The organism is Pseudomonas frederiksbergensis, assembly GCF_035751725.1.
Taxonomy (GTDB): domain Bacteria; phylum Pseudomonadota; class Gammaproteobacteria; order Pseudomonadales; family Pseudomonadaceae; genus Aquipseudomonas; species Aquipseudomonas frederiksbergensis_A.
Window position 1 is genome coordinate 2,045,640 of the sequence record NZ_CP142104.1, and the last position, 13,422, is coordinate 2,059,061.

The window sequence follows — 13,422 nt, forward strand, 5'->3', positions numbered from 1 at the left end:
AACCCGTCGGTTGTTCAGTTGTTCATTCCTGACTGTTCACTTCTGTTCATCAACGAACGCATTTTTCCTGCGAATTAACGGAAATATAAGGCTGATCAAAGGCTTGTGATTTCTGGCACGGCTTTCGCTTTTGCATTCGGGTCGCTTGACTCCAAATAATAAAAAGGCCGAGCCATGTCATTAAAGCTTGAGCACATCTGTCGCACCGTCGAAGGCCAGACCTGGATCGACGATGCCAATCTGAGTTTCGAACCCGGATCCTTCAACGTTTTGCTGGGCCGCACGCTGTCCGGCAAGACCAGCCTGATGCGCCTGATGGCCGGTCTGGACAAGCCCGACAGCGGCCGCATCCTGATGAACGGCGTCGATGTCACCCAGCGCCCGGTGCGGTTGCGCAACGTGTCGATGGTCTATCAGCAGTTCATCAATTACCCGACCATGACCGTTTTCGAAAACATCGCCTCGCCGTTGCGCCAGGCGGGGGTGGCCGAAGAGATCATCCAGGGCAAAGTCCTGGAAACCGCCAAAATGTTGCGGATCGAGAAGTTTCTCAAGCGCCATCCACTGGAGTTGTCCGGCGGCCAGCAGCAGCGCACGGCCATGGCCCGGGCGCTGGTCAAGGACGCCGAGCTGATCCTGTTCGACGAGCCTCTGGTGAACCTCGACTACAAGCTGCGCGAAGAGCTGCGCCAGGAGATGCGCGAGCTGTTCCAGGCTCGCCACACCATTGCCGTCTACGCCACCACCGAGCCGAACGAAGCGCTGGCCCTGGGCGGCACCACGACCATTCTTCACGAGGGCCGGGTGATCCAGAGCGGCAAGTCATCTTCCGTCTATCATCAGCCGCAAAGCGTCCTGGCCGCCGAATTGTTTTCCGAACCACCGATCAACCTGATGCCCGGACGGATCGCCGACAATGAAGTCAGCTTCGCCAATTTCGTCCACTTCCCGCTGAACGTCGATCTGCGCCCGGTGGGCGAAGGCGAGTTCCGTTTCGGCGTGCGCCCCAGCCATATCTCCCTGGTGCCGAGCAACGATGACGACCTGGAGCTGGCCGTGACCGTCGAGGTGGCCGAGATCAGCGGCTCGGAAACGTTCCTGCACGTACGCAACGAACACTTCCTGTTGGTGCTGCATTTGCCGGGCGTGCACGAATACGACGTCGACGCGCCGATCCGCATCTACATCCCGACCCATAAACTGTTTGTCTTCGACGCCCAGGGCAAGCTGGTCCAAGCCCCGGGCCAGCGTATTGCGAGGGTTGCCTGATGGCCGAAATTCGTTTGCAGAACCTCGCCCACAGCTACACCAGCACCCCGGCGGGCCCCGAGGACTACGCGATCCGCGAGATGAACCACATCTGGGAGCAGGGTGGCGCCTATGCGTTGCTCGGGCCTTCGGGCTGCGGCAAATCCACCTTGCTCAACATCATCTCCGGCTTGCTCAGCCCTTCCGAAGGGCAGGTGATGTTCGACAGCAAGGTCGTCAACGAGCTGTCCCCGGAGCGGCGCAACATTGCCCAGGTGTTCCAGTTCCCGGTGGTGTACGACACCATGACCGTGTTCGATAACCTGGCGTTCCCGCTGCGCAACCAGGGCATGGCCGAGGCGCGGATCCACACCAAGGTGCAGGAAATCGCTGAGGTCCTGGACCTGCAGAACCTGCTGGATAAAAAAGCCCGCAACCTCACCGCCGATGAAAAACAGAAAGTCTCGATGGGGCGTGGATTGGTGCGCGACGATGTGTCGGCGATCCTGTTCGACGAACCGCTGACGGTGATCGACCCACACCTGAAATGGAAACTGCGGCGCAAGCTCAAGCAGATCCACGAGCAGTTCAACATCACCATGGTCTACGTCACCCACGACCAGCTGGAAGCCTCGACCTTCGCCGACAAGATCGCGGTGATGTACGGCGGCCAGATCGTGCAGTTCGGCACGCCCCGGGACTTGTTCGAGCGCCCGAGCCACACCTTCGTCGGCTACTTCATCGGCAGCCCGGGGATGAACCTGATCGAGGTCACGGCGCAGCCCGGTGGCGTCGGCTTCGGATCGACCCACTTGCCTTTGTCCGAAACCCTGCAACGGCGTATCGCCGAAGCCGAGGGCAAAAGCCTGAAGGTCGGTATACGCCCCGAGTTCGTGCACGTCTGGGACGGCCCTTACGACGACGCGATGCGGGCTGATGTAGTCCACGTCGAAGACTTGGGTACCTACAAGATCCTGACCCTCAACCTCGACGGCGCGCCGCTGAAAGTGCGCCTGGCCGAAGACAAGCCGGTACCGGAAGGCACGGCGTACATCAGTTTTCCGGCCCAATGGCTGATGGTCTATGCCGATGAGTATTTGCTGGAACCGTTGAGCGAGGTGCAGCCATGAACAAGGTGCAGAACAACAAGGCCTGGTGGCTGGTGTTGCCGGTGTTCCTGCTGGTGGCCTTCAGCGCCGTGATCCCGATGATGACCGTGGTCAACTACTCGGTGCAGGACATCTTCGACCAGTCCAGCCGCTACTTCGTCGGCGCCGACTGGTACAAGCAGGTGCTGCTCGATCCACGATTGCACGATTCGCTGCTGCGCCAATTCATCTACTCGGCGTGCGTGCTGCTGATTGAAATCCCCCTGGGCATCGCCATCGCCCTGACCATGCCGACCAAGGGCAAATGGTCGTCCCTGGTGCTGATCATCCTGGCCATCCCGCTGCTGATCCCGTGGAACGTGGTCGGCACCATCTGGCAGATTTTCGGCCGCGCCGACATCGGTTTGCTCGGTTCGACGCTCAACGGCTTGGGCATCAACTACAACTACGCGGCTAACACCATGGACGCCTGGGTCACGGTGTTGGTGATGGACGTCTGGCACTGGACCTCATTGGTGGCGTTGCTCTGCTACTCGGGCTTGCGGGCGATCCCGGACGTCTACTATCAAGCGGCGCGGATCGATCGGGCATCGAACTGGGCAGTCTTTCGCCACATCCAGTTGCCGAAGATGAAGAGCGTGCTGCTGATCGCCGTGATGCTGCGCTTCATGGACAGCTTCATGATCTACACCGAGCCGTTCGTACTCACCGGCGGCGGGCCGGGCAACGCCACCACGTTCCTCAGCCAGACCCTGACGCAGATGGCCATCGGCCAATTCGACCTGGGCCCGGCGGCGGCGTTTTCCCTGGTGTACTTCCTGATCATTCTGTTGGTGTCCTGGCTGTTCTACACCGCCATGACGCACTCCGACGCCAACCGTTGAGGCCCGCACCATGAGCAAGAGAAAGCTGATTCCGCTGTTGATCTACATCCTGTTCCTGCTGGTGCCCATCTACTGGCTGCTGAACATGTCGTTCAAGAGCAACACCGAGATCCTTGGCGGCCTGACCCTGTGGCCGCACGATTTCACGTTTCACAACTACAAGGTGATCTTCACCGACCCGAGCTGGTACACCGGTTACCTCAACTCGTTGTACTACGTGAGCCTGAACACGGTGATTTCCCTGGGCGTCGCGTTGCCGGCGGCCTATGCGTTTTCCCGCTACCGGTTCCTGGGAGACAAGCACCTGTTCTTCTGGCTGCTGACCAACCGCATGGCGCCACCGGCAGTGTTCCTGCTGCCGTTCTTCCAGTTGTATTCGTCCATCGGCCTGTTCGATACCCACATCGCCGTTGCCCTGGCTCATTGCCTGTTCAACGTGCCGCTGGCGGTGTGGATCCTCGAAGGGTTCATGTCCGGGGTACCCAAAGAAATTGACGAGACCGCCTACATTGACGGCTACAGTTTCCCCAAGTTCTTCGCCAAGATCTTCATCCCGTTGATCGGCTCCGGCATTGGTGTCACGGCGTTTTTCTGCTTCATGTTTTCCTGGGTCGAACTGTTGCTGGCCCGTACGCTCACCTCGGTGAATGCCAAGCCGATCGCGGCGGTCATGACCCGTACCGTGTCGGCGTCCGGTATCGACTGGGGCGTGCTGGCGGCGGCGGGGGTGTTGACCATCCTGCCGGGCATGCTGGTGATCTGGTTCGTTCGCAACCACGTGGCCAAGGGCTTTGCCCTGGGCCGGGTCTGAGGAGTCGATGATGGAATGGATGAATTGGACCGTCCCGACGGCGGCGTTTTTTGGCGTCATCGCCTTGTTGTTGATAGGCATGACCACATGGGAATTGCGTTCGCCGAGCATACCTCGGCGTGGTTTCCTGCCGATTGCCACCACCCGTGGCGATCGGTTGTTTATCGGTCTTCTCGGTAGCGCCTACCTGCATCTGCTGGTTATCGGCGCCACCGACTGGAGCATCTGGATAGCGTTCGCGTTGTCTTTGGTGTGGCTGTTGGCAGTGATGCGGTGGGGCTAATCGCAAACAACTTGACGATCAAGCTCTTAAACCCAAACAGGAGGTCTCTATGTTCGATAAAAACAATAAGCTGCGACATAGCGTTTCATTGGCAGCCGCGCTGGCACTCAGCGGGCTGAGCGCTACGGCCTGGGCCGACGCCTATGAAGACGCCGCTAAAAAATGGATCGGCAGTGAATTCAAGCCGTCGACGCTGACAGCCGAGCAGCAGCTCGAAGAGTTGAAGTGGTTCATCAAGGCCGCCGAGCCGTTTCGCGGGATGAAAATCAACGTGGTGTCGGAAACCATCGCCACCCATGAATATGAATCCAAGGTGCTGGCCAAGGCCTTCAACGAAATCACCGGGATCCAGCTGACCCACGACCTGCTGCAAGAAGGCGACGTGGTGGAGAAGTTGCAGACCCAGATGCAGTCGGACAAGAACATCTATGACGGCTGGGTCAATGACTCGGACCTGATCGGCACGCATTTTCGCTACGGCAAGACCGAGTCGATCACCGACCTGATGGCCAACGAAGGCAAGAATTTCACGTCGCCGACCCTGGACCTCAAGGACTTCATCGGCATTTCCTTCACCACCGCGCCGGACGGCAAGGTTTATCAACTGCCCGACCAGCAGTTCGCCAACCTGTACTGGTTCCGCGCCGACTGGTTTGAGCGTGCGGACCTGAAGGCCAAGTTCAAGGAAAAGTACGGCTACGAGCTGGGTGTCCCGGTGAACTGGTCGGCCTATGAAGACATCGCCAAGTTCTTCTCCGAAGACGTCAAGGAGATCGACGGCAAGCGCGTCTATGGCCACATGGACTACGGCAAGAAAGACCCGTCCCTGGGCTGGCGCTTCACCGATGCCTGGTTCTCCATGGCCGGTGGTGGCGACAAGGGCCTGCCCAATGGTTTGCCGGTGGACGAGTGGGGTATTCGCGTAGAGGACTGCCATCCGGTCGGTTCCAGCGTGACCCGTGGCGGCGACACCAACGGTCCCGCGGCCGTGTTCGCCACCACCAAATACGTGGACTGGATGAAGAAGTACGCGCCACCGGAAGCGGCGGGCATGACCTTCTCCGAATCCGGCCCGGTGCCGTCCCAAGGCAACATCGCCCAGCAGATTTTCTGGTACACCGCGTTCACCGCCGACATGACCAAGCCGGGCCTGCCGGTGGTGAACGCCGACGGCACGCCGAAATGGCGCATGGCGCCTTCGCCACGTGGTCCGTATTGGGAAGAAGGCATGAAGCTGGGGTATCAGGACGTGGGTTCGTGGACGTTCATGAAGTCCACGCCTGAGAAGCAGAAACTCGCGGCCTGGCTCTATGCGCAGTTCGTAACCTCCAAGACCGTCTCGTTGAAGAAGACCATCGTCGGCCTGACGCCGATTCGTGAGTCGGACATCAACTCCCAGGCCCTGACCGACCTGGCGCCGAAACTCGGTGGCCTGGTGGAGTTCTACCGCAGCCCGGCCCGCGTGCAGTGGACCCCGACCGGGACCAACGTGCCGGATTATCCACGCCTCGCGCAGTTGTGGTGGAGCCACATCGCCGAAGCGGCCAGCGGCGAGAAGACCCCACAGCAAGCCCTCGATGGCTTGGCCAAGGACCAGGACGCGATCATGACTCGCCTGGAACGCTCCAAGGCCCAAGCCACCTGCGCACCTAAGATGAACCCTGAGCGCGACGCGCAATACTGGTTCGACCAACCGGGTGCTCCGAAGCCGAAACTGGCGAACGAGAAGCCTAAAGGCGAAACGGTGAGCTACACCGAGCTGCTGAAGTCGTGGGAAGCGGCGCGCAAGTAACGTGGCATCCGCAAGGTCAGGGACGGCACCGCGAGGTGCCGTTTCTATTTCTCTGCCGGCAACGCGCGGCGCATCGCCTTGACGACGGCGGGCGCCAAGGCGTTGTGGCCGGCCTCGACCATGATGGCGCGCACGTTCAGGTGCAGCTCGAGCCAGCGCAGGCTCTGCATGCCGTAGCAATCCTCCAGTCCTTGCACCACGGTTACCTTGGCCTGGGGATCCAGGCCAGTGTCGGCAGGTTCGAAAAAATAGCCCTCTAGATGAAAGTGAAGTTCCAGACGCAGGGCCCGCAGGACGCTGTCGTCGACGCATCGCGCCAAGGCAGATGGGCGCACGACCACACCGCTGGGACTGAGCACGGCCAGCAGCCAATGCACAGCGGCTTGTCGTTGGCGGTCCGGGTTCGCATGGCCCAATTCGTCGAAAACCTGTCTCGGGTTCGTGGCGCAGCTGACTGGCCCGACACTCGCCAGCCGTTGGCAAAGGTCGCGGTCATACGCCTTGACGATGGCCGCGCAGGGCACGAATACCGAAGCGAGCAGCACCCTGTGCACCGCGTGGGCAAAGCGCCGTTGGTACTGGACCGCCAGCCAACTGCCCCAGGAAACGCCGAGCAGGCTGATGCGCTTGAAACCGAAATGCTTGCGCAGGGCCTCGATGTCGGAAACCGACAGCGATGTGTCATTGAGCAGGCGATCCCCTTCCGGCGTCGAGCGACCACAGCCGCGCTGGTCAAACACAATGACGTCGAAACCCTGCAGATCCAGCAACTCCAGGTATCGATGACTCGAACGGCCTCCGGGTCCGCCATGCAAGACGACCAATGGCTCACGGCCTGGATTGCCGTGCCGCTCCCAATAAAGCAACTGGCCGTCGTCGGTGGGGTAGTAACCGCTGTCCAGCGGACCTGTCATGGCGGGTCCCTCGTCAGGACATAGAACTGGAAAAGCTGTCCGGTGGCGCTGCACGACGCGAGGCTGGAGACGAGGGTCAGTTCACATTGTTGGGCCAGATAGCGCATGGCCGGCAGCACGGGTGTGTGGCCAAACACGATAAGCCTGCCGCCGGGCACCAGTGTCGACACGAGCCGGCGCAGCAACTGTTCGGCTTGGGCGCGGGTCATGACTTCTGCATTGAGAAACCGAAGCACCAGCAAGTCGCAATATTCAATGACGGGCTTGGCATCGCCGGCATCGGCCAGCCGAAAGTCAACCGAACGCCCATAGCGCTTTCGGGCCGCTTCTATCATCGAGGGCGAACGATCTGATCCAATACAACGGCTGCCAGGCAAGGCCTGGGCCAGATGATGGATAAACGTCCCGGTGGAGCAGGCCGGGTCGTGGATCACCGCGCCAGGCTTCAACCATGACCGCAGTAACGTAGAGCAGTGGTGCCGCAGGTGCGCCTCGCCATCGTCGAGTCCACGGGCCAGCGTGTCAGCGAATGCCCAGTGGCTTTCAGGGCAGACGAATTCTCGACCATTGCTTTGAAGCGCGGGGAAAGGAAAGTGGATTTCGCTGTCAGGATCTTCCAGCGCATCCGCGAACGCCCTGACCTTGTCGACGCGCCGGGTTGCTTGATAGTCCAACTGCAGGCCGCCATTGCCCCAATGGAACTGGCCGAGCGGGCCGAGCAACATCCAGGGCGCGATTCGGCTGTCCGAGCGCAGGCGTTCCCGTTTGTCCCTTTGCAACGTCTTGCGGCCGACCCAATCGCGTCCCCGACAACGCAGGACGAACAGGTGATTGAGTCCGGCGCCCGAGGGCTCGACGAAACGCTCCCAGGAGCCGGGCGCTACAGGTTCGGCTCGCAAGATTCTTTCCAGGCCAAGTTCGCGCTGCAAGCGCTGCCGCGTCATCTGCTCAGGCATGGGCCGCGGTCCCCGCGAGGGCACGCTGTCTTCCGCGGGCCATGGGGACGACGACATTGCCGCTGGATACGATGTAGAAACGCTCCAGCCCAGGCACGACCACATTGACCAGCGCTGTGCCCACTTCAGAACGATAAAGCGTCGATACGCCGGCTACGTATCCGTGTTGTTGCAGATCATCGGCGAGTTGTCGGATCTGCGCTTTCAACGGGCGGGCCTCCACGGTTCTTGGCAGCGTGATGATTTCCTGCGGCCGGGTATCGAGCAGGTGATCGGGCTCAAAGCGCATGCAGCGTTGCAGTCGGGCAAATCCGGCCAGATGGCGCTCGGCGTTGGACAGATGTCGGCGCAGCGGCGCTTCGCTGGCGTTCAGGTGCAACTGCACCAGTTCGGTCAGGGCCCGTGAAGCGGCATGCAGGGCGTCCAGCGAAGTGCCTGAACCAAAGACGTTGACCGGCCTGTCCGAGAGGTCGGCGAAAGCCAGGCAAGTCGTGGCGCAAAATGGGCTGCTGATGTCCAGCAGCACGATTTGCGCACCGACTTCGGCTTCGGCGTCGACCCACAGTCGGCCCACTGCCTCGTCGGTGGGCATACGCTGGACGATCCGCAGGGGCGTGGCGTTCTGGTAGAAAAAATGATCAAGCAGGAACAATGAAACCGCGTCACGCTCCAGGCATTCGTTGAGACCGTGGAGGACGGCTTCGTCCAGGGTTGCTCCGATGGCGGTCCCGCTGCTGCTGGAGTAGCGGCGCAACGCGCGGTAATCGGTCGTATCGTCCGGCGCGGGATCATCCGCGTAGCGGGGCATCGTCAAGGCGACGGGATAGAGAAACGAGGCACCGTCATCGAGGGTCGTGTACGAGCGGCAGGCGATCCGGCGGTCGGGTTGGTCCCGCAGGGTGTCCAAAAGATCGTCTTTGCCGGTCACTCCGGCGCTCAGGTCGGTGGGCGTCGCGAGGGTGAGGTCCATGGCGAGGGCCGGGTCGCTCAGATAATGCTCCAGCGCCTCATACAGCGCGCCGACGCGAGCCTGTTCGGCGTATCCCTTTCCGCAACCCAAGGCTTTTCGCCGTGAGTCGCCTATTTCAGCCTGGACGGATACGACCCGGTTGCCCAAGGTGCGCAAGCGGCTTTGCAATCCCAACGCTTGCAGCTCGGCTTCGATTTGTCGGGTTGATTGGGCCAGGGAAAGTTCGCGCTCTGGTGTGAGGGATGCGTCCATGTGTCGTCACTCCTGAAACGGGGGCACCGCGTGCCCCCGTTCTTGGTTACTCGGCGTCCAGTTCTGCTTGTTCAGCCGGGTTCAACTGCAGGTCCTCCGACATCTGTTCCGGTGCGAGGGCGTCCAGGTTTTCCAGGTCGGTACCCAGGTCGGTCAGTTCGTTGGCATTCCAGCTAGACATGTAGCCCATGAGTCATTCCTTTTTTTATTGATTGAAGGTGTTAGGGAGCGCCGTTTCTCGCGGCGCAGGGAAACGTTATTGAGGCCGTTGGGCAGGGTCAAACATGACGTTTTGTAAGCCAGGCGGGGACGAATCATGGACGAACACATTCGCTTTCACTGTCGTGCTTGAAGGTTTTGATCCGGTATTGGCTGCTGGTGCGGGGACGCGCGCGTGGGCGATGGATAGGAATTGGATGTAGGGTCTAATCACTCGCCGAGTAGGAAGATGCGAAACGAACGGCGAGTGTTTTCTTCAAATGTTGTGGTCTGGCGTCACGTACGTTGCGTTTGCAGGGGATATTAAGCGGCAGATGGATGTCTTTTCCTACAAGGTTAATCAAGCGAAAAAGGTCAACTTGCCTTGGCCGGACGGGCACCAGCGTGTTCGGCAACCGGAGGGGGGGTAGTTTTCATTAGCGTATCCAGCGCCTGCCGATACGTCCGGCCCGCCAGGCTCATGCTGTTGTTATGCGTGGCGCCCGGCACCATCAACAGGCGCTTGGGTTCCCGGGCGGCATTGAACAGCTGTTCGCTGAAGCGCGGCGGTACGTAGCGGTCGGCGGCGCCATGGACTATCAGCAGCGGCATGTTGATCTCGCCGATCTTGTCGATGGAATCGAACTTCTGCGACAGCAGCCAGCGCACCGGCAGGGACGTGTCCGCCATCGCGGTGGCGACATCGCCCAACGACGTGAAGGTGGACTCGATCACCAGGCCTCGGGCCGGTACGGTGCCGCCATCGCTCGCGGCTTTCTGGCCCAGTTCGGCGGCGAGATCCACCGCGACCGCGCCACCCAATGAGTGGCCGTAGATCAATCGCAGGGCCGGGTCCGGTTGCAGCATTTCCAGACGCTCCCAGGCGATTCGCGCGTCCTCGTAGACGCTGGCTTCCGATGGCAGGTCGCCCTGGCTCTTGCCAAAGCCACGGTAATCGATCGCCAGCACCGAATAGCCCAGCGCCCGCAATTGCTGGATACGGAACAACTGGCCCGTCAGGTTCCAGCGCACACCGTGCAGGTACAGGATGGCCGGCGCGTTCTTGCGTTCGGCCGGCCACCACCAGCCATGGATATTTTCCCCGGTCTTGAAGCTTTTAGGTTTCAGATCGAATTCCTGCACGCCGCTGGGGAGGCCGCTGAACCAGCTCGCCGTGCCCGGCTCGATGCGAAACACCAGCTCGCGCTCCTTGTGCTGCAACACCGCGCAGCCCACTGGCAGGCCGGCCACCATGGCGACCATGAGCGACCAGGCGAGCCAGCGCCGTTTGAAGCGAGAAAATGAAAATGCGGACATCGATGCGATTCGCTACTGGGGTAGAAGCTGCCTTTTAGCAGATTCTCTGGATCGAGCGCAGGGATTTCGGACAGTTTGCCCGTGGCGAGGGAGCTGTTGGGGAGTGGTGCAACCCGATCGAACTCTCGCCGTTTCGTCCTACTCGAAATTCAATATCCATCCCGATCGAGGACGACGTCATGACGAACGAGCATTCCAAAGGGCATACCCCAGTCGACAACGCTGCACCCGCCAAGGATGCCACCGGCGCTGCGGTGCCAGTGGTGGAGCGCGACGTCCATCAGCCCGATCCTGCAACTGACAAGGTGGACAGGACGATCACGCCCAAGTCGATCAAGGGCCACGAACAGGATGCCGAAAAACTGCAGGACAAGGTCGCCCAGGTGGAAAAAAAGCTCGACCGATAGACGACGCGGTCATTCGTCCGGAGCGCACTTTTCGCGGCTGAAATGCGTTGCCCGTGTGCCTTACTCCCTGTTCCTCAGGGGGAGGGCAACGGGATGCGACGCAGTAGCGCACAGTATCGGCTTTGGGTGAACAGTCGGTTGCCGGGGCGCAACCATGAAGAAATCCTCGATGACGGGACGCATGTCGAGGTCCCGGCACGGTCGTGAAACTCCTCGCCGCAGGGCCAGGGCAAACCGACGTGTGGCAGGCGCAGGCGCGTCGCTTGCGCGAGGCCATCGGGTGCGTTACGCGCCCCAGCGGGAGCAAGCTCCCTCGCTACGGGACTGCGGCGGATCCTGACAACTGGACACCCCTACTTCGACCAGTACGAACCTTCGCCCATTTTCTCCATACCCCACCTTCGGCACCCCCGCCAGGCGCTGGTACAGCACCTGGCTCAGGGAATGGCCTGGCGCCAGGCTGGCATCACCAAAATCCCCATCGAGGTCCAGCGGATGGACGATCACTTCCAGCGAACCGTGGTTGGGTGGTGCGGCGTGGTGCAGATCGGCAGGGGTACAGACGTAGTTGGCGGTTGCGCCGCAGAGTCGGCGCAGGCGGTGGTTGAGCAAGGTCTTGAAGATGCGCTTGGAGACACTCAGGTTTGCCCCCAGGTTGCGTGCCAGGCGCACGGGGACACCGTGTCGAGCGGCGAAGCGTGCCACCAGCTCTCCGACAGGCCAGATGTTGTGCACGTGCTGGTGCGAGTCCAGGTGGCTGGGGCGCAGGCCTCGGTCCAGGCAATGTTGCCACTGCGCCTGGAGTTCTTCTCGCACCGCAGCCAGATCGCTCGCGCCCAGGCGCAGGCAGTAACGCGACAGCTTGAGATCGAATTCGCCGGCGGCATTGCAGAATACCGGACGTGACTTGATCGCCTGGCTCAACGGCGGCCCATAGCTGAGATTGAAATGCAGGCCGATGCGCCCTTCAAGCAAAGGGTGCCTGGAGAGTTCACACGCCTGGTCAAATCCCGGCATGTTGGCCATCGCCGTGGCAGAGCTGATGATGCCCGCTTCAAAGGCTCGCAGGATCAGTTCGTTTTCGCTGGCGCTGAGACCGAAATCGTCAGCGTTGATGATCGTTTGGCGAGGCATGTGGGTTGTCCTGGCGCTTGGAAGAGGGTGACGCCGTCGTTGCGGTCGGTTTGCCCCGACGCTTGCCGAACCAGGGCTTCAGGCTTTTCCATAGCCGCAAGGCGAATCCCATGAGCAGGCCGCCGGGTTGCCAGGAATAGAAACTCCAACGCCAGTGTTCCAGTTGTCCGGTCATGCGTTCGTGCAATTGATGGCTGGAGTTTTCCAGGCTGACCCGTGACGCATCGATCCAGCGCCAGTTTTCGTCCAGCCCCCAGCGAATCCACTCTTCGAGCAAGACGCGGCCGCTGCCCAGGTCAGCGTGTTGCGGCAGGAACGCCAGGTTGTAGTCGTACAGCCGCCCTTGGTCCAACAGGCCGAGGCGATAGCTGATGCACTCGCCGTTCAGCTCCAGCGTCACCACCCGCACCAGGCCCTGGGCAGCCAGGGCGGTGAAGGCGAGGTTCATCCATTGCCGGCGCCCGGGATCGGCAAAGATGCCGACGCCTTCCTCGCCTTTCCAACTGGCGGCTTCGACATCGGCCAGGGTCCGCAACAGCTGCCCCATGCTGATGGCGTCCGGCGTGATCCGGCGGATCTGGGCACCGCACGCGGCGATTCGCTTGCGCGCCCGGCGCAACTTGTAGCGTGGGTCGCCGGAGATTTCCTGATGGTCGCTGTCGCTGATCAAGTGCACTGGAACCCGGCAACTGAGCCGCCGTTCCCCGGTGGAACTCATCGCCATCCACGCACTGAGGACGCTCTGTTCGCCGACCGGCTCGACCACTTCGTTCAATTGCAGCAAGGCGTGAGGCAACTGCTGGCGGATCTGCGCCAGTGCCTGGCCCATGCCTTCGGCGTCCAGGCGCGCCAGCAAAGCGATGCGGTCGGCCAAGGGGTAGCCCAAGTGATGCAAGACCCTGAACCGCAGGCCGCCGATACGCTCGCGTCCGGATACCAATGGCAGGCACAGCAGCAAGTCCTGGTCCTGCCAGCCCAGCAGCACGTGCAGTTGCTGGCCCGGCACCAGAGCAAACTCCGCCGCTTGCAGCCAGGCCAAGGTGTTGAACGGCGTTGCGTCGGGCACCTGGGTTCGCAGCTGTTCAAAAGCCGTTGCAGGAAAGTCCGCCGCGCTCAAGGAGCGACACCATTGGAACCGGATCGCCAT

The 13,422-nt window shown here is 61.3% G+C and carries 14 protein-coding genes; 7 read left to right on the forward strand and 7 right to left on the reverse strand.

The annotated features are described in order from the left end of the window. The first annotated feature begins 174 nt into the window (after nucleotides 1–174). From VQ575_RS09155 to VQ575_RS09180, 6 genes are read left to right on the forward strand one after another with little or no spacing between them, the layout of a single operon-like run. The gene (locus VQ575_RS09155) at nucleotides 175–1,269 is read left to right on the forward strand and encodes an ABC transporter ATP-binding protein (protein ID WP_039592769.1); all 1,095 of its coding nucleotides are present in this window, start codon (nucleotides 175–177) and stop codon (nucleotides 1,267–1,269) included. Continuing rightward, complete coding sequence (locus VQ575_RS09160; protein ID WP_039592770.1) at nucleotides 1,269–2,378, forward strand: ABC transporter ATP-binding protein; 1,110 nt, start codon at nucleotides 1,269–1,271, stop codon at nucleotides 2,376–2,378. Before VQ575_RS09155 ends, VQ575_RS09160 begins: the two co-directional genes overlap by 1 nt. Beyond that, on the forward strand, nucleotides 2,375–3,241 hold the full coding sequence (locus VQ575_RS09165) for a carbohydrate ABC transporter permease (RefSeq protein WP_030142069.1): 867 nt from the start codon (nucleotides 2,375–2,377) through the stop codon (nucleotides 3,239–3,241). The genes VQ575_RS09160 and VQ575_RS09165 overlap by 4 nt, the downstream gene beginning before the upstream one ends. Before the next feature lie 10 nt (nucleotides 3,242–3,251). Next, a complete protein-coding gene (locus VQ575_RS09170; RefSeq protein WP_014337490.1) occupies nucleotides 3,252–4,052 on the forward strand; it encodes a carbohydrate ABC transporter permease in 801 nt (266 codons plus the stop codon). A 10-nt stretch (nucleotides 4,053–4,062) separates the two neighbouring features. Beyond that, nucleotides 4,063–4,335, forward strand: a complete 273-nt coding sequence (locus VQ575_RS09175; protein ID WP_030142071.1) for a DUF2160 domain-containing protein — start codon at nucleotides 4,063–4,065, stop codon at nucleotides 4,333–4,335. Nucleotides 4,336–4,384: 49 nt separating this feature from the next. Then, nucleotides 4,385–6,127: an ABC transporter substrate-binding protein gene (locus tag VQ575_RS09180; protein WP_030142072.1), complete on the forward strand. Its 1,743-nt coding sequence runs from the start codon at nucleotides 4,385–4,387 to the stop codon at nucleotides 6,125–6,127. A 44-nt stretch (nucleotides 6,128–6,171) separates the two neighbouring features. Here VQ575_RS09180 and VQ575_RS09185 read toward each other — a convergent pair whose 3' ends face one another. From VQ575_RS09185 to VQ575_RS09205, 5 genes are all read right to left on the reverse strand, one after another. After that, nucleotides 6,172–7,041, reverse strand: coding sequence for an alpha/beta fold hydrolase (locus tag VQ575_RS09185; protein ID WP_325919493.1), 870 nt, complete (start codon nucleotides 7,039–7,041; stop codon nucleotides 6,172–6,174). After that, nucleotides 7,038–7,997 carry a class I SAM-dependent methyltransferase gene (locus VQ575_RS09190; RefSeq protein ID WP_052680773.1) on the reverse strand — a complete coding sequence of 320 codons (960 nt, stop codon included), beginning with the start codon at nucleotides 7,995–7,997 and terminating at the stop codon, nucleotides 7,038–7,040. Before VQ575_RS09190 ends, VQ575_RS09185 begins: the two co-directional genes overlap by 4 nt. After that, nucleotides 7,990–9,219: a YcaO-like family protein gene (locus VQ575_RS09195; protein ID WP_325919494.1), complete on the reverse strand. Its 1,230-nt coding sequence runs from the start codon at nucleotides 9,217–9,219 to the stop codon at nucleotides 7,990–7,992. The genes VQ575_RS09190 and VQ575_RS09195 overlap by 8 nt, the downstream gene beginning before the upstream one ends. A gap of 46 nt (nucleotides 9,220–9,265) precedes the next feature. Then, nucleotides 9,266–9,409 (reverse strand): hypothetical protein, encoded by a 144-nt coding sequence (locus VQ575_RS09200; RefSeq protein ID WP_198726701.1) that lies wholly within the window; start codon nucleotides 9,407–9,409, stop codon nucleotides 9,266–9,268. Between the two features lie 383 nt (nucleotides 9,410–9,792). Further along, the gene (locus VQ575_RS09205) at nucleotides 9,793–10,734 is read right to left on the reverse strand and encodes an alpha/beta hydrolase (RefSeq protein ID WP_045155581.1); all 942 of its coding nucleotides are present in this window, start codon (nucleotides 10,732–10,734) and stop codon (nucleotides 9,793–9,795) included. Nucleotides 10,735–10,913: 179 nt separating this feature from the next. On the opposite strand from VQ575_RS09205, the gene VQ575_RS09210 reads away from it, so the two are divergent. Beyond that, nucleotides 10,914–11,141, forward strand: a complete 228-nt coding sequence (locus VQ575_RS09210; RefSeq protein ID WP_039592774.1) for a hypothetical protein — start codon at nucleotides 10,914–10,916, stop codon at nucleotides 11,139–11,141. Between the two features lie 285 nt (nucleotides 11,142–11,426). Here VQ575_RS09210 and VQ575_RS09215 read toward each other — a convergent pair whose 3' ends face one another. Further along, nucleotides 11,427–12,275 carry a ChbG/HpnK family deacetylase gene (locus VQ575_RS09215; RefSeq protein ID WP_325919496.1) on the reverse strand — a complete coding sequence of 283 codons (849 nt, stop codon included), beginning with the start codon at nucleotides 12,273–12,275 and terminating at the stop codon, nucleotides 11,427–11,429. After that, nucleotides 12,247–13,422 (reverse strand): GNAT family N-acetyltransferase, encoded by a 1,176-nt coding sequence (locus VQ575_RS09220; RefSeq protein ID WP_045155582.1) that lies wholly within the window; start codon nucleotides 13,420–13,422, stop codon nucleotides 12,247–12,249. The genes VQ575_RS09215 and VQ575_RS09220 overlap by 29 nt, the downstream gene beginning before the upstream one ends.